Here is a 16,330-nt window from a genome sequence, read left to right on the forward strand (position 1 = left end):
ATGCATTTTCACTGTGCTGGTAAGTCCGGGTTGGGCAGATAATATCTCTGGTTTTAAACAAATTATTTCGGAAAGACAAAACTGGAACTATATATATAATCAGATTATTGTTGGGTTTAAACATAATAGTAGCAATAAAGAGATAGAATCTTTTATTGAAGAGTATGGGTGTGAGCTGATGGCTCCGATTGATGAGTTTAGGGTTTACGCTTTAGTCTTACCTCGAGGAGTTTATTATAGCGAAGTGAAAAGAAGCTTTCTAAATGATAAAAGAGTAAGATATGTTTTACCCAGTTACTATATGCATGCGCAAAGCATGTCTGACTTAGAAGGCGTAGTAAAAAGAGCACGAGATGAAAACGAGAGTAGTTTAAATGAAATAGGATTTTTACAAGCACAAGAGTATATGCAATTGTACAGTTCACTATTGCCTGAAAGTGGCGGTGTTGTATTTGCTCTTCTTGATAGCTCTGGTCTTCATCCAGAATTGATTCAACAGTTGAATGATGCAGGAATATATCGCAATGGAGTTTGTTTCCAAAGGAGTGTTGATAATAGTGTAAATGTGGTTAACAATATTGAAGAATATACAAATGGCCATGGTACTCAAGTTGCTACATTACTCAGCACTTTAGGAGAAGGTTCTGAAATTATGCACATACAGTTCGATGGTGGATTAGGAACATTTATCGAGGGGATTAAATATGCTATCAGAGAGACTAGAGATAATAAAGAGCGATTGATTATAAATTCTAGTATGAGCATTTCTTTAGAATCTTTTAGTTATGATACAATGAAGTTTTTATTAAGAGATTATTATTTAGCTCAATCAATTGAAGAAGCAAGAATCGATGGTCAGGATGATAAAGCAATATATGATAGCTATATTGATTATCGTAATGAGGCTCGAATCAAATCTTATGGTATTGTTGACGAGATTTTTACAATGGTTGATTCTGGAATAATTAATAATTTTCAGAATTGGGATGAAAGTGATTGGGCAATTGTTAGAGAGAAGTTTTCTTTGTTTGACGAAGAGATAAGTTTACTTAAATATGCTGAACATGTTGCAAGACGCGATTTCCAGTATTTTGTAAAAAGTCCTCTTTATGAAGATTTTGAAGAATTTTCTCAACATGCAATTATTGTTTCTGCAGCTGGTAATTGTAATGATTCAGGCATGGCTTTACCTTCGAGTTATCCTGGAGTAATTGGGGTTGGGGCAAGCTATAATGATAATATTGCAAGTTATTCTCGCTATGGCAATGCGGTAGATTTATATGCTCCAGGAGGGTATGCCTATGGAGATGTTTGGACTTACGACATTCAGGACGGTAGTTTAATTGAAACTAAATCTAAGAGAGGAACATCCCTTGCAGCACCTTTTGTTACTGCAATGGTTGGCTTAATTTGGAATGAAAATCCAGATTTAACCCCAGCAGAAATGAGTAATATTATTATTGCAAGTTCTTGTAATATATTTGATAGTAATTTGGAGATTTATTTTAAACAAATAGATGGGCAGCAAGCAGCTATTCTTGCTTGCGCATATTCTTCTATAAAAGATGTCATAGCATTAATTGATGATTATACTTCCGATGAATTTGATTTATTGGAACAGATAAATCAAAATTTAATTTTTAGTCAAAAATTGATTTCAGAACAAGTTGAAAATAGGCTATTAAACGATATAGATCTTTTTATTTCGGGGGTGCTTACAGCGAAAGAGCTTGAGGTGAATTTTCTCACTCAGCTATGGAATTTGGAGTCAGATGTTGGCATACGGGTAGCATCGGGATTAGCTATAAATTATCTTCAGGATGATAGAATTTTAAAATCTGTGCTGGAAAAAAGTATTTCTGGCACTTCGACAGATATAGTACAGAAAATGTTAGATATTGTAAGCAATGAGGATAATAATTTTGATATTTTTAAAATAGAGCATGTTTTTAAGTCGTATGTAGTATTGAGCGACTTATATCAAGATTTAAAAGATTCAACCATTTCCCAAAGTTCTTTTATGCAAAGTGTGGAATTAATTTTTGGTATGCAAAATAAAATGTTCGAGAAATATATTCCTCAATTTGTGAGTATTATTAATAGATTTATAAATGCTGAAATAGATTCAAACCAAGCTCAGCAAATGGTGTGTAATATAGCGTGGGATGTATGTACATCATTAGGGGATGAAGATTCTAAAATAGCTATAGCATTATATGTTGATAGCTTAGATGATGTGGAGTTTTTAAAGAATCTTCTTCAGCATCAGTTTCCACAATTAGACTCAGGAATAATGGATGTTATTATTCAAGAGTCTTTATTTGAATGTAGAGATACAGACTCTTTAACGTTGCATGTATTTGATGTAGCAAATACATTAAACTACTTAAATGAAATGTTTACTGCTATTGAGAAATTTGATTTAGAGTGGAATAATGAAATAGATTATTCGGTAGATTATTTAAAGCTAAGTGATTTGGGTAATTGGGAAGACTGGAGTAAATTTTTAGACCAAAATATTCAGCGGAAAGAGTACATGGAAAACTTAGAAGTCTATCAAGATGTAGAATTTTTTTATACAGGTTTAGTAGAAAATTTATGTTCAATTTTTTTGGAACAAAAAATAATATCTTCAGAGTTTCAGGATGCAATTAATGCTCATATTTGGGATTTTGTAAATGGAGATATAGATATTATTGCTGCTCAAGGAAATATTTTGGATAGCATTGAACAGGAAGCAGAATTACCTCAAATTTTATTAGGTACAAGTATTATACGTAGCATTAGGTGGGATGAAGTGGATAATATTAGCGTTCCAACGATAGAAACAAACACCTCTCTTACTGTTCCAGGAGTAGATACAGCTGTAATTGATCAGCAGTTTGGAAATATTGAATTTGATTTTAATCAATTTTTGTAATTTAATTAATATGTATGAAAGTATTGAGTAAAAGAAATATTATTTATTACGTAGGTTGTTTTTTAAGTATTTCCTTATTGTTTTGTTGCTTTTTTTTATCATATTCAGAAGGTAATGAGTTTAGTCAAGATAAATTAATCTCAGCTGTTTTGATTTTGACAGAACAATGGGGTAGCTTGCTAGACAAAGAGCAACTAATAGAAGATATTGAAAAACTAACACCTTTAAAGGCGAAGGCTTCTAAAGAAAGTTTTATTGTAAATATTGTCAGAGCTGTGCGGAAACAGGGAGTTTTTTTAGAAGCGTTTGCTTTAGAGTCTAAAGATATAACGAAACTTAAAGAAAATAAAACAGCGTTTATATCTTTACTCAAAAATGGAGATTTATGTTATGTTGTTAAAAATATAGAGATTAAAAATAATAAAGCTGTATTTAGTTGTATTTTGCCCGATAGAAAGGAAATTTTTATAGATGAACGTGATTTTTTTTCTTGTTGGGAAGGTATGGTTATTTCAAAACCGCTTGTTAATATTAAAGCAAAAAGATTACTGAATAAGGAGGGGGATAATAAATTTGTTGCTCTTTATTTTTATCATTCAGGTGAAGATTTTAACTTATTGCGTAAAGTTTTAGAAAAATTAAAAGAAGAGGCGGAAAGGACAAATAAGAAACTTATTTACATTGATGAATTAGGCTTAATTCCAGAAAGGTCTATTGAATCTTATATGAAGGTAAATCAAATTGGAGAAAAAGAGGCTTTTGAGCTAATTAAGAAGATGTTAAATGAAGATATATCTAATGTTGGAAAAGGAGTTGCTATTTTAGGTGAAACCAATCCATTCTATAGACAGCTTTATCAATATTTAGCAAAGAATAAGATTGAATCATACATGGAAGACTTGCGATATGATGCATGGAAAAAGATAGTTGTTTTTGACAGCATGGAATATTATAGCAAGGCTATCAATTACTTTTTTTTCAACAATATTGATAAGTATATTAAATCTATAGAAAGATTTATTGAGGGATATTGGGAGTATAATATTAAAAGAAGAGATGATGATTTTAGAAGTCAAATAAAAAAGATAGTCGCAAAACACCCCAACTCTCTCATTTTTACAATTAGGGGAATTGGGCATTATGGAATGGATAACGATATTAACTTAGATAATTTAGCAGTGGAAACTTTAGTATTTGGTCGTGGAATATTTGAAGATAATCTGTTGCACTCTCAGATGTATTATATATTGCTTTCGAATGATATTGTTATGAAAGAGAACGATAAAAAGCTTGCTATTCTTAAAACATACTTCGAAGATACTTTACGAGCATATTTTGTAAAAAAAGGATTAAATATTCCTGAGGCGACACAGTTAGTATGCAAAATATCAAAACGGTTGAAAGAAAAAAATGTTTTAAAATTTTCACAAGCAATTTACTATGCTGTGATTAAACAACCGGAGCAATTGCAGGAAATGTGGGGTTTTACTTACAATTGGTTTAAAAATCAAGGTTTTATCAAAGAGGAAGATCTTAAAGTATTCCAGAATTAAGCCTGCGATTATTCGATTTGTTTTTATCCCGTCTTTTATATTTAAAAACATTCTATTTTTTCAATTTAATGGTATAATTACTTATACGGAGGAAGGGGTGAAAACAGAGAAGATTGTACTGTTTGTTCTAGTTTTTTTATCCCTGTTGCTTTTAAATATTTCATATGCAATAGAAGATTTAGAAAATTCAGGGATGTCTATATTAGGGGTATATCCTGTCCAATGTCAATCTTATACCGTTTGGAACATTAACACATCTATCCAATCTTTTTCAATGCTTCCTATATTCAATTTAGAAGAGTTAAGCGATGATTTCAAGTCCAACATAGATCTTAGTGGTGTATCTTTTTCTAATATAGAGGTTGAAAGTAATTTCAGTCCATATTGTTTTGATAATATTGTTGAATTGCCTGATATCGAAATAGAAGAGATTGTTGTTGAGTTACCTATTTCAGTAGAAGTTATAGATGAGGGAAATAAAGTATTTAAGCTTATCTTGGGCAATAAAGAGAGAAGCAGTATAAGTTTTATGGTTAAAGATGATGGTTTCTATGATTTAGAGGGTGAGTTTAAAGATACTTTCCTTGAGTTTGAATGGGCTAATGAACGCTTTAAAATAACTGTTTGTGATTCTGAAGAGAGCCTAGGGATATCAATTAAACCTTTAAATAGTGAGGTATACCCCAGGATATACTATAAGAAAGAGTTTAATCTTGGGGTGTTTGATGGAGAGTACTCGTTGGGTTTTGTGAATCATAAACCTTATCTTGATATTATTTTAAAAGATTCAGATCAGGAGATTTTATCGGTTGATTTAGATCAAGATGAGCTATCTTTAAAGCTTAATATGAATCTTCCAATGTCTTTTGAGGATAGCATATCTTTAAGCTCCGACTCTTTTAAGATCGAAGATGGAAATATTGATGGAAATATTGAAATTACATTAAATGAAGATGAGCAGAAGGTTGTGTTAAGAATAGGAGAGGGCGGTTACTTTGAGATAACTCAAAATGGTAGCATGCGGGAGATAATAGATAAATTCTATACTGAGATTGCAGTTGATTTACAAAAGATGGTCGTACAGTTAGCAGAAGACGATGATAGTCTTGACCCTAATATGACGGTAGATGATATAAGAGAGGTTTTATGGGAGGCAACAGGGGATGATTTAGAAGGTATGTTTGAAATAGTTCAGGATGCAAATGAGCAGAGACAGGGATTAGTAGTTCCAGGCGAAGTACGTCTATATTTGGATTTATCTAGTAATAATAGTCAAAAAAACGCTGAGCTTACATTTCCACTAATAGAGGATAGCCTAGCCTTAAAGATGGGCTTAGAACCAGATGCTATTCAGATTAATTGTCTTGCTGATATATCAAGTATCTCAACTGCATCTACAGCTGAAGTTGGTTATAATAGTGATGGTCTAGTTCTATTTAAGCTTGCTGATTTAGCGGCGCTATCTTTAGTTAAGTTAGGAGTATCCCTTGATGGAAATATTGAATCTGTAGCTTTTAGAGTTAAAAATATCGAGGGTGATATCAACAGGGAAGGGTTTGAGGTAAGGAGTGTAGAAGATAGCTTACTTGGTTCATCAGCCTTGGATATTCTTCTTAGAGGATTGGAAGTTCAAGATAGTTCTACCAACTGGTGTTTTGGTTATGATTTTGAAGACGATTTATATCTAGGTTTTGGTATACCACTTAGTGAAGAAGTTAAGATTAGAGGCAGGATAAATAATCAAGGTTTAAGTTTTAAAACGCAGATATCTTTTATGGGGGGGGGGAATTCTAACAATAGAAAGTGATGGTAGTTTTGAATATAAGATAAAGAGAGAGAATATAGATTTTAGATTTATTATTGATAATGAATAATAGACTTATTGTAACTCAATATTCATCAGGTATTTATTTTTACCCCCATAATTTTTAAAAGTAGTGATAAAATTTGACAGCCCCTACTTTATATGGTACAAATATATTAGGTAAGAAAAGATGGTAGAACAGAAATTAAGTTTACATAAGGGGTGGGCAAATTGATTTACGATGGGATTGAAAGAAGACAGTGGTCTCGGGTTGATATGAATGTACCTCTTAAATTCAGAGAGGTAGGTGAATTCAGCCGTTCTCCATTAGATTCAGAGACAAGAGATATAAGTGAAGGCGGTATAAGATTTGCAACTGATAAATTTCTTCCTAAAGATAGTAAGCTTGTTGTAAACATGGATCTCAATGATATCCCGGTTGTTAAAGCAACTGTTAAGGTTGTTTGGTCGGTAAGAGATTCTCATACCAATATGTATGAGATAGGTGTTGAGTTTGATACGATTCCTTCAGAGGCAAGAGTTCAGCTTTCCAATATTGTCAGAAAAAACCTGAATTAAGATCTATTCTTCCTCTCCAACTCTCTTTTTCTCTCTAACTCTTTCTGTTTCTTCCTTCTATCTAAGTCGTATTTATCTATCTTCTTATTCAAAGCCTGACGGGATATGCCAAGTAGATTTGCAACCTTAGATTTATTCCATTTAAGTTCATATAGTATCTCAGTCAATAGCCTCTTCTCGTATATCTCAACTACGCCTTTAAGCGTCTTATCTTTTACTGCCTCTAGTTTAAGATTGACACCCCCTGACCTTATCTTCTCAGATAAGTCGCTGGGCAGTATATGAGATCCTTCCGATAGTATCACAGCTCTCTCTATCTCATGCTCTAATTCCCGTATATTGCCTGGCCAGTCATACTCTAAGAAATATTTTATTGTATCCGGTACTATATTTTTGATGGATTTTTTATCATTTTTATCGGTATATAACCTCAGAAAATATTCTGCTAAGACCGGAATATCGTCTTTTCTCTCTTTTAATGGCGGAATCGGAATGTCTATGACGCAGATCCTATAAAAGAGGTCTCTTCTAAAGGCGCCTCTCTCTACCTCTTTTTCGAGATTTTTATTTGTTGCAGCGATTATTCTTACATCTACATTTATATCATTTGTTGAGCCGACTCTCTTTATGGCCCCTTCCTGCAAGACCCTTAAGAGCTTGGATTGCAGGCCTGGTGAAATCTCACTTACTTCATCTAAAAAGAATGTTCCTTTATCGGCTGCTTCAAATAGGCCTTTCTTCTCTGCGATTGCTCCGGTAAATGAGCCTTTGATGTGGCCGAATAGTTCTGATTCAAGCAGTGTCTCAGTCAGGGCTGAGCAGTTGACAGCTATGAAAGGAGCGTTCCTTCTCTTAGAGTGATAATGAAGCGCTTTAGCGATGAGCTCTTTGCCTGTTCCTGTCTCACCCCTTACTAAGATTGTGCTATTTGTATTTACAACCTTCTCCATAATCCTATAGCTCTCTTTCATCTGACTGTTTGTGCCTATTATCTCTGGAAATGGATTCTGATATTCTTCCATATTTAACCCCTCCTTAACTTTGTAGACAATATTTTAAGTTCCTCTCTGTATTTAGCTACTGTTCTTCTTGCAACATTGACCCCGTCTTCTTTTAATAGCTGTACGATTTTATTATCACTAAGAGGTTTTTTGGAATCTTCTGCTACGACTACGTCCTTTATCTTCTCTTTAATAAGTTCACTTGAAATACCTTTCACATTGCTTGAGAAGAAATCTCTCAGTTCAAATATCCCAGAAGGTGTATCGATATATTTACCGTTTACGGTTCTTGAGATTGTAGATTCATCTAATCCGGTGTTATCTGAAACTCTATTTAGAGTTAAGGGTTTAAGTCCGGCCTTGCCCTTCTTAAAGAAATCTTTCTGGTAATTTATGATAAAATCAGTAATTTTGATTATAGTGTTGCCTCTCTGTTCCATTGCCTGGATAAGCTCTTTTGTGGTTTTAAGTTTCTCTTTTAAATATTTTTTAGTCTCCTGCGGGGTTAGAGGGTCTTTTAATATTTTAAGGTACTGTTTATTTATCCTTATTTTGGGAATATCTCTCTTGTTAATTTTAAGATTATATTTGCCGTCCGGTGTTATATCCAGAAATAGTTCCGGTATTGCATAGCTGGGGAATATACTGCTGTAGTTTCTGCCTGGTTTTGGATCCAGGCTCTTCAATATCTGGAGAAACTCTTCCATTTTCTTATCGGTTATCTGGAGTTCTCTCTCTATTCTTTTGTAATTATGCGTAGCAAGTTCCTCTAAGAATCTTTCTATTATCTCTTGGAATATTTTTTCTTTTAACCCTTTTCTTGCAAGCTGTATGGTCAGACACTCTTTTATATCTCTGGCTCCGATTCCGGCAGGTTCAAAATCCTGAACTATTTTTAAAACTTTCTCGCATTTTCTATTTGAGACTTTTAATTTCTCAGCTATCTCAGGCAGGGTTATTTCAAGATATCCATTGGAGTTCAAATTGCCTATCATCTCTTCGCCTATTAAAAGCTCCTCAATGGTCATCTTCTGTATATGGAGCTGTTTTAAGAGATGCTCCTGAAGTGTTTCAGGTTTTGTAACTAAACTTTCAAGGTACTCTCTTTTTTTAATGTCTTCCTGGCCAAACTTTTCAGACCTCTTCTCCCAGATATTATCTTCTTGGAATTCAAATTTCTCTTCATCCGGGATGTCGGGATCTTTCTCTTCTTCGATCTCAAGAAGCGGGTTCTCTTCGAACTCTTCTTCCAGTTTTTCTTTGAGTTCTGTGATTGGTACCTGGAGAAGGTTTAGGAGCTGCCAAAACTGAGGCAAGAGCTTAAGTTTTAGCGCCAGGTGCTGTTCAAGACGGGGAATCAATCTTTCCATAATCTTTTGGGCTTAAAACATATCCTCTTTAGAATCTCCAGGCTCTTCTTTGAGGAAATCTTCATTATTATCCTCTATTGCCACAAGTGTCAGAGGATTCTTCCTTATTATCTCTGATGAAGTATTGCATTGGGGACAGGAGATTGTCTCCCCGATCTCAGGTGTAAAATCAAGAAGTATCTCTTCACCGCAAGCAGGACATACTGCAGTGAGCTCTTCCATTCTTATTTCTCCTTTTATCTGGTTGTTTTGTTCTTTTAAATCTCACTTAGTTTAACATAAAAACAGAGGGCTTCAAATAAAAATTAGTAGAGGTTTATTTAAATCAAGGGGAAATAGTTGAAATCTTAGGGTTGCCGCTTCTGATTCTCTTTACAAAATTCTAAATTGGTCTATAATTAATGCACTATGCATAACCTTAAGAGGTTAATTTTAAAAAAAGATGCGCTAATTTCAATTATAGGACTCGGTTACGTAGGTTTGCCTTTAGCTGTTGAGTTTGCAAAGAAAGGATATAGGGTTTGCGGAATAGATATAGATAGAGAGAGAGTCAAGAGTGTGAATAGAGGTAAGTCTTATTTAGTGGATGTAGATGATAAGATTCTCCAAACTTTAGTTAAAGAGAGGAGTTTAAGAGCCGGGACAAGCTATAGCACTATTGCTAAGTCCGATGCTGTTATTATATCTGTGCCTACCCCTTTAAGGAAGACCCAGGAGCCTGATATATCTTATGTTATAGCTGCTGTTAAGGAACTTAAAAGATATCTTAAGAAGAATACCATAGTTGTCTTAGAGAGCACAACTTACCCTGGAACAACGGAGGAGATAATATTACCTCTGCTCTCCGGCGGCGGTTTTAAGGTGGGGCGTGATTTCTACCTGGCTTTTTCACCCGAGAGGATAGACCCTGCAAATAAGAGATATAATACGAAGAATATTCCCAAGGTTGTAGGGGGCTGCACCAAGAGCTGTCTTAGTGTTAGTAAATTGTTGTATTCTCAAGTTGTAAAGGAGGTTGTAGCCGTATCTTCTCCCAGAGTTGCTGAGATGGTTAAACTCCTGGAGAACTCTTTTAGGGCTGTAAATATAGCTCTGGCTAATGAAATGGCTTTAATATGCGATAGAATAGATATAGATGTCTGGGAGGTTATAAAGGCAGCAGAGAGCAAGCCTTTTGGTTTTATGCCTTTCTATCCCGGGCCTGGTATCGGAGGCCATTGCATACCGGCAGATCCGATGTACCTTGCCTGGAAATCACGGCTCTCTGGGTATGAGCCGGACCTTATTCGCACAGCCCATAAGATAAATTCCAGCATGCCTCAGCATATCCTAAAGTTAGTAAGAGATGCGCTTAAGGAGAGAAAGACAGCTTTAAACTTTATTAAGGTTCTAATTGTAGGTGTAAGTTATAAAGCAGATGTTAATGATACAAGGGAGTCGCCTGCTATAGAGATAATGCGGTTACTCAATAAGAGCAAGGTTAAGATTGAATTTTATGATCCATTAGTAAAAGAGTTAAACTTAAAGGGCAAAAAGTATAAGTCTATTGATTTAAATACGAAAAAAGTAGTAGAGCAAGACGTAGTAATTATTGCTGCGGCCCACAGCGTGATAGATTACAATATTTTCAAGAAGGCAGCTCTTCTTATAGATACAAGGGGAGTGATAAAGTGGAAAGGTAAAAACCTGATTAGGATATAAAATGGCAAACTGGATGGTTACAGGCGGTGCTGGATTTATAGGTTCTAATATCGTAGAGGAGCTTTTAAAGAGGGGGGAGAGTGTTAAGATATTTGATAATTTCTCTACTGGCAGAAGAGAGAATCTCGTTTTCTCCGGCGAGAATCTTTCTGGTTTTGGAGTTATAGAGGGGGATATTAGAGATATGGATTTACTTAAGGAATCTTTTAAGGATATAGATTATGTATTACATCAGGCAGCTCTGCGCTCAGTACCTAAATCTTTTCATAATCCGGGAGATTATGACGAAGTCAATGTTAAAGGTACGATGAATGTTTTAATTGCAGCTAAAGAAGCTGATATTAAGCGCGTTGTCTATGCGTCTTCAAGTTCTGTCTATGGGGAGAGAGAAGATCTGCCTGAAGAAGAGAGTGACTTGCCTAATCCGCTCTCTATCTATGCCGCTGCAAAGCTTAACGGAGAGTATTACTGTAATGTCTTCTCAAAGCTTTATGGAGTCCAGACTATAGTTTTAAGGTATTTTAACGTTTTTGGACCTAAACAGTCGCTGGAAAATAAATATGCGGTTGTAGTCCCTAAGTTTATCAACTCTTTTATCAAAAAAGAACCACCTCCTATATACGGCGATGGGCTTCAAAGCAGAGATTTCACTTATATAACAAATGTTGTTAATGCAAATATTCTTGCAGCAACTGAGAAAGATGCTAGCGGTATATTTAACATTGCCGGAGGTAGAGCCAATACAGTCTTGGAGTTATTTAAGATCATAAAAGATTATTTTAAAATCGAATTAGAACCTAAGTTTGAATCTCCGCGAGTTGGAGATGTCAAACATACCCTTGCAGATATAACAAGGGCAAGGAGCATTCTGGGGTATAGAGCAGAGGTTGATTTCAAAGAGGGTGTCAGGAGAACCATAGAATGGTTTAAGGAGAATACTATATGAAAAGGGCTGTTGTTACCGGAGGTTGCGGTTTTTTAGGGTCTTATCTGTGTCAAAGGTTGATTGAAGATGGGTTTGAAGTTGTGGCTATAGATAATCTTATTACCGGAGATTTGAAAAACATAGAGCAGATAAACTCTGATTCTATTTTTGAACATATAAACTACGATGTCTCTAAGTATATAGATATTCCAGGTGAAGTTGATTGGGTATTCCATTTTGCTTCTCCCGCATCTCCGACAGATTATTTGAATTACCCTATTCAGACTCTCAAGGCCGGTGCGTTGGGTACCCACAATACTTTAGGTCTGGCTAAAGCCAAGGGTGCAAAATATATGCTTGCTTCAACTTCAGAGGTTTATGGCGACCCGCTCCTAAATCCCCAGCCTGAAGATTACTGGGGTAATGTGAATCCGATTGGGCCTAGAGGGGTATATGATGAGGCCAAAAGGTTTGCCGAGTCTATGGTTATGGCCTATAGAAGAGTGCATAATATAGATACTAGGATTATCAGAATATTTAATACTTATGGCCCTAAGATGAGATATGATGACGGTAGAGTAGTACCTAATTTTATAACTCAGGCATTAAGAGGAGAAGACCTGAGTATCTTTGGCGATGGGACTCAGACCCGGTCGTTCTGTTATGTGGATGATCTGATAAAAGGTATTTTGGCTCTTATGAGAGTCAAGGAACATGAACCTGTTAATCTGGGAAATTCTCGGGAGTTAAAGGTAGTAGAATTAGCCGGTATTATATTGGATATTACAAAGAGTAAAAGTAAGAAGAGGTTTCTATCTCTTCCTCAAGATGATCCTAAATTAAGAAGGCCTGATATAACTAAAGCAAAAAGGCTGCTTGATTGGAAAGCAGAGATATCTTTAGAGCAAGGGCTTGCTAAAACCATAGAGTACTTTAAAGAAAGATTGTCACTTGATTAACAAAATTAAAGTGGTATTCAAAAAACAACAGCTTTATTCCCAGGCGACAATTCTATTCTTAGCTGCCTCTGTAGGTAACTTCTTTAGTCTGTTGTATCACCTTTTTATGGTTCGGGCGCTTAGCCCTCAAGATTACGGTGTTATGAGCACTCTTTTTGCCTGTATCATGTTTTTTGCTATGCCTACAGGAAATCTTCAAATTACGCTTACTCGTTTTGTAGCACGCTATCATGGTATGGGCTCTAAATCGGCAATAGTAAGATTACTTAAGGGTATCTCAGGAAGAATATTTATTTTAGGTGCCATTATTGCAGCAGTAATATTTGTGGGTGCAAGATCTATAGCCGGCTATCTGCATATAGATAATCTTATGCCTGTCTACAGTATGGCAGGTGTGGTTATGGCTAGCCTATTGCTGCCGGTTACTATGGCAGGTTTACAAGGTCTGCAGCATTTTCTCTCTTTAGGTTTGAGTATGATCTGCATGAATGTAGGGAAACTTATATTGGCTGTTGCTTTTGTTTTGTTAGGTTTCGGCGTAACAGGGGCTTTAAACTCTTTGACTGCAGGAGTTCTGATTGGTGCTGTTATTGCTTTTGCGATTCTAAAGAGTTCTATCAGAAAGATAGATTTTGAAAAAGATACCAATGTAGATGTGAGTTTCAAAGAGATATACCTCTATATTTTACCTGTCAGTCTTGCAATGTTATCTTTTGTGATGTTGACTCATTTAGACCTTATTCTCGTTAAACATTTCTTTACCCCTCTTGAAGCGGGATATTACTCTATAGCTCAGATGATAGGTAAGATGGTGCTCTTTCTTCCGGCTGCGATATGCATGGTGATGCTGCCAAAGGTTGCTAACTCTCATGCTAAAGAAGAAGAGACGATACACCATCTTAAGCACTCTACTCTTTATATAGTAGTACTTGTTATCTTTGCAGCCTCTGTGATTATAATATTCCCGGAACTTATGGTAAAATTGTTTACAGGTAAGGTCTATCCTCAATGCTACAACCTGGTGAGGCTATTCGCTGTAAGTATGGGGTTTTTTGCCATATGTTTTAATTTTCTGCTCTATTATCTGTCTTTAAACAGGATAAAGTTTATGATTCCCTTCCTCATTGTGCTGGTCTTAGAGGCAGGTTTAATATATTTCTGGCATAATAGCCTTAGTCAGATATTGGGTATTGTCATAGCTGCTGCTTTTGTACTCTTTTTAGCAAACGTAGTAATAATTAAGAAAAATTTCACTTAATTAAGTTGACTTGAAATAACTTTTCGAGTAAGTTATTAATACTTAAGCAGAAATAAGGAGGTGTTTAGATGGTAAAGTACGTTGTGTTGATTTTAGGAGTTCTTTTTGTTGTATTGGGTATTGTAGGAGCAGTTGCTTGGTGGCCGAATTTTCTTATAGTGTTAAAAGGCGGAGGTTGTCCTTTTCTGGCTTTCATTGGTGCTATTATGGCAATAGCTGCAGTAGGTGAAATTAGAGATGCTATAGCTAGAAAGAAAGAGGAGAAGAAAGAGCCTCAAGAAGAACCAAAGCCAGAACCAGCTGTATCTCAAGAAGTGACAGAGCAGCAGGAAGCACCCCAAGAAGAGCCCAAGCAAGAATAGATTAGTTAAGTTATGTTTTAGCAGGGGGGTAATTTAGGCCCCCCTTTTTCTATTTTTATATTATGAGAGTAGTAATTGAACATATAAATGGTCTTTATCAATTTTTAGATGATGAAGAGATTTATCTGGTGGGTGGATTTTTACGGGATCTAATCTTAGGCAGAAAAAGAGATTCTCTTGATTTTGATTTTGCCTCCTCAGGCGATGTTGGGTCAATATCTAAAAAGTTTGCAGAGAGTATAGGCGGGAGCTGGGTCAGTCTGGATGATTTTAACCGTATCTATAGGGTGGTAATAAGAGAAGAGTCTATTATTCAATATGATTTCTCTGCCTTAAGGGGAGAGAGCATAGAAGAAGATCTAAAGAGCAGAGATTATACAATAAATGCTCTAGGGCTTAAGGTAGAAAAAAAAGGTTTAGATACTGAAAATTTAATAGACCCTTGCGGGGGCTTGAATGACCTGAGTAAAGAAATAGTTCGAGTTATCTCTGAAGATAATCTGCTCTCCGACCCTCTAAGGATTTTGAGAAGGGTGAGCATTGCTAGTTATCTCGACTTTACCATTGAACCCTCAAGCTATGAATTACTAAAGAAACATTCAGGTCTTATTAAGAGTATTGCCGGGGAACGAATAAGCTTTGAGCTTTTTAGACTCTTTCAGGGCAGCTCTTCTTATAAGTATGTTCAGATATTGCATCAGCTGGGTATCTTAAGCATTATATTGCCAGGTTGGGCAGGGCTCTCTATCCCGGATCCCGGTCCTTATCATCATCTTCCGGTAGATTTTCACTCTATAGAGAGCTTAAAACAGCTTGAGTCTTTACTTGAAGATTTGGCTGATAATTTAAGAGTCCAAGACTACTTAAATGAAAAGATAAGAGAGAACCGAAGAAGAGTTGATATCTTAAAGCTTGCAGCCTTGTTACATGATATCGGTAAAGGCTCTGCCTATTTTGTAGATAGTGATGGTAAGATAAAATTTACTGGTCATGATAAACTGGGCAGAGAGATGATTGATGATCTAGCTCTTGAGCTTAAGCTTTCCAAGAGAGAATCTACAATGATATCCGATATGGTCTATTATCATCTAAGGCCGGGTTGTCTTATTGAGTGTATCCATTCTAAAAAGGCGAAGTTCAGGTATTTTAGAGATACTGATTCTGAGGCTGTCTCAATCATGCTTCTATCTGTAGCAGATAAGAGTGCTACCCGGGGAGAGTTATCCGATTTAAATGATATAGCTAATCATAGAGAAGTTTTACTGGATTTAATTGAAGAATATTTTAATAAGAGCGAGGAGATAATACCGCCTAAACTAATAAACGGAAATGATATAATAGAGATCTTAAAAATAGAGCCATCTAGAAAGGTAGGCCAGATTTTAAAAGAGATTCAGGAGAGACAGGCATTGGGTGAAATTAAAACTCGTGAAGATGCAATGAAATACATAAGTCATATAAAGTCTTAAATTTGACACATATTTAGAAATGCGGTATTTTTAAGGTAAGGGGGCAAAAATCTATTATAAAGAAGCGCAGTCTATTTGTTATATTTTTCTTACTTTTGTCTGTTGTCTCATCTGGCAAATTTCAGGATATTTCGCTGAATTGTTTCAGAAGAGTAAGAGTGGGCGGTAATATTAATTTTTATCAAACAGTCCAAGATATCTTGATGGATTTAGAAGAAAGGATTACACATGTGGACAAGGTAATTGTATTTGATGAACTTCGCTGTGGGCCTCATGGCAGTATTTCCTGGAAGAGATTGCGAAATATGTTTACTGATGAAAATAGAGTGATATCTGTAACTGATGTACCTGTGGATGAGAATGGAATTATTAACTATAGTACGAACAGCATTTTGGGGTAACGCTTCTCGGTCAATTTCGAATACGTCT

The 16,330-nt window shown here is 35.5% G+C and carries 14 protein-coding genes; 11 read left to right on the top strand and 3 right to left on the bottom strand.

The annotated features are described in order from the left end of the window. The first annotated feature begins 13 nt into the window (after positions 1-13). From P9L98_05145 to P9L98_05160, 4 genes are all read left to right on the top strand, one after another. Entirely contained in the window at positions 14-2,920 is a 2,907-nt protein-coding gene (locus tag P9L98_05145; GenBank protein ID MDP8216684.1) for a S8/S53 family peptidase, read from the top strand. Between the two features lie 14 nt (positions 2,921-2,934). Beyond that, on the top strand, positions 2,935-4,473 hold the full coding sequence (locus tag P9L98_05150) for a hypothetical protein (GenBank protein ID MDP8216685.1): 1,539 nt from the start codon (positions 2,935-2,937) through the stop codon (positions 4,471-4,473). Positions 4,474-4,570: 97 nt separating this feature from the next. Continuing rightward, the gene (locus P9L98_05155; protein ID MDP8216686.1) at positions 4,571-6,280 is read left to right on the top strand and encodes a hypothetical protein; all 1,710 of its coding nucleotides are present in this window, start codon (positions 4,571-4,573) and stop codon (positions 6,278-6,280) included. Positions 6,281-6,499: 219 nt separating this feature from the next. Beyond that, positions 6,500-6,856: a PilZ domain-containing protein gene (locus tag P9L98_05160; protein ID MDP8216687.1), complete on the top strand. Its 357-nt coding sequence runs from the start codon at positions 6,500-6,502 to the stop codon at positions 6,854-6,856. Here P9L98_05160 and P9L98_05165 read toward each other — a convergent pair. The 3 genes from P9L98_05165 to P9L98_05175 are packed head-to-tail and all read right to left on the bottom strand — an operon-like array spanning position 6,853 to position 9,449. Continuing rightward, positions 6,853-7,878, bottom strand: a complete 1,026-nt coding sequence (locus P9L98_05165) for a sigma-54 dependent transcriptional regulator (GenBank protein ID MDP8216688.1) — start codon at positions 7,876-7,878, stop codon at positions 6,853-6,855. The two genes, P9L98_05160 and P9L98_05165, sit on opposite strands and share 4 nt — an antisense overlap. 2 nt (positions 7,879-7,880) lie before the next feature. Next, positions 7,881-9,227 carry an RNA polymerase factor sigma-54 gene (gene rpoN, locus P9L98_05170; protein MDP8216689.1) on the bottom strand — a complete coding sequence of 449 codons (1,347 nt, stop codon included), beginning with the start codon at positions 9,225-9,227 and terminating at the stop codon, positions 7,881-7,883. Between the two features lie 12 nt (positions 9,228-9,239). Next, positions 9,240-9,449: a lysine biosynthesis protein LysW gene (locus P9L98_05175; protein ID MDP8216690.1), complete on the bottom strand. Its 210-nt coding sequence runs from the start codon at positions 9,447-9,449 to the stop codon at positions 9,240-9,242. A 186-nt stretch (positions 9,450-9,635) separates the two neighbouring features. Here P9L98_05175 and P9L98_05180 point away from each other — a divergent pair, with 186 nt between their 5' ends. The 7 genes from P9L98_05180 (at position 9,636) to P9L98_05210 (ending at position 16,302) form a co-directional block, all read left to right on the top strand. After that, on the top strand, positions 9,636-10,928 hold the full coding sequence (locus P9L98_05180; protein MDP8216691.1) for a nucleotide sugar dehydrogenase: 1,293 nt from the start codon (positions 9,636-9,638) through the stop codon (positions 10,926-10,928). A 1-nt stretch (position 10,929) separates the two neighbouring features. Then, positions 10,930-11,874 (top strand): SDR family oxidoreductase, encoded by a 945-nt coding sequence (locus P9L98_05185; protein MDP8216692.1) that lies wholly within the window; start codon positions 10,930-10,932, stop codon positions 11,872-11,874. Continuing rightward, positions 11,871-12,812 (top strand): SDR family oxidoreductase, encoded by a 942-nt coding sequence (locus tag P9L98_05190; protein ID MDP8216693.1) that lies wholly within the window; start codon positions 11,871-11,873, stop codon positions 12,810-12,812. The genes P9L98_05185 and P9L98_05190 overlap by 4 nt, the downstream gene beginning before the upstream one ends. Continuing rightward, positions 12,805-14,070, top strand: coding sequence for an oligosaccharide flippase family protein (locus tag P9L98_05195; GenBank protein MDP8216694.1), 1,266 nt, complete (start codon positions 12,805-12,807; stop codon positions 14,068-14,070). Before P9L98_05190 ends, P9L98_05195 begins: the two co-directional genes overlap by 8 nt. A gap of 68 nt (positions 14,071-14,138) precedes the next feature. After that, the gene (locus P9L98_05200) at positions 14,139-14,432 is read left to right on the top strand and encodes a hypothetical protein (GenBank protein ID MDP8216695.1); all 294 of its coding nucleotides are present in this window, start codon (positions 14,139-14,141) and stop codon (positions 14,430-14,432) included. Positions 14,433-14,494: 62 nt separating this feature from the next. Continuing rightward, the gene (locus tag P9L98_05205; GenBank protein MDP8216696.1) at positions 14,495-15,901 is read left to right on the top strand and encodes an HD domain-containing protein; all 1,407 of its coding nucleotides are present in this window, start codon (positions 14,495-14,497) and stop codon (positions 15,899-15,901) included. A gap of 158 nt (positions 15,902-16,059) precedes the next feature. Then, positions 16,060-16,302, top strand: a complete 243-nt coding sequence (locus P9L98_05210; protein MDP8216697.1) for a hypothetical protein — start codon at positions 16,060-16,062, stop codon at positions 16,300-16,302. Positions 16,303-16,330 lie beyond the last annotated feature (28 nt).

This window comes from Candidatus Kaelpia imicola, from assembly GCA_030765505.1.
In the GTDB taxonomy this organism is placed as follows: Bacteria; Omnitrophota; Gorgyraeia; order Kaelpiales; family Kaelpiaceae; genus Kaelpia; species Kaelpia imicola.

Excerpts from the sequence above, each read along its gene's own strand:
- rpoN (MDP8216689.1), bottom strand. The coding sequence starts at position 9,227 with ATGGAAAGATTGATTCCCCGTCTTGAACAGCACCTGGCGCTAAAACTT.
- P9L98_05185 (MDP8216692.1), top strand. The coding sequence starts at position 10,930 with ATGGCAAACTGGATGGTTACAGGCGGTGCTGGATTTATAGGTTCTAAT.
- P9L98_05165 (MDP8216688.1), bottom strand. The coding sequence starts at position 7,878 with ATGGAAGAATATCAGAATCCATTTCCAGAGATAATAGGCACAAACAGT.
- P9L98_05150 (MDP8216685.1), top strand. The coding sequence starts at position 2,935 with ATGAAAGTATTGAGTAAAAGAAATATTATTTATTACGTAGGTTGTTTT.
- P9L98_05190 (MDP8216693.1), top strand. The coding sequence starts at position 11,871 with ATGAAAAGGGCTGTTGTTACCGGAGGTTGCGGTTTTTTAGGGTCTTAT.
- P9L98_05200 (MDP8216695.1), top strand. The coding sequence starts at position 14,139 with ATGGTAAAGTACGTTGTGTTGATTTTAGGAGTTCTTTTTGTTGTATTG.
- P9L98_05175 (MDP8216690.1), bottom strand. The coding sequence starts at position 9,449 with ATGGAAGAGCTCACTGCAGTATGTCCTGCTTGCGGTGAAGAGATACTT.
- P9L98_05205 (MDP8216696.1), top strand. The coding sequence starts at position 14,495 with ATGAGAGTAGTAATTGAACATATAAATGGTCTTTATCAATTTTTAGAT.
- P9L98_05180 (MDP8216691.1), top strand. The coding sequence starts at position 9,636 with ATGCATAACCTTAAGAGGTTAATTTTAAAAAAAGATGCGCTAATTTCA.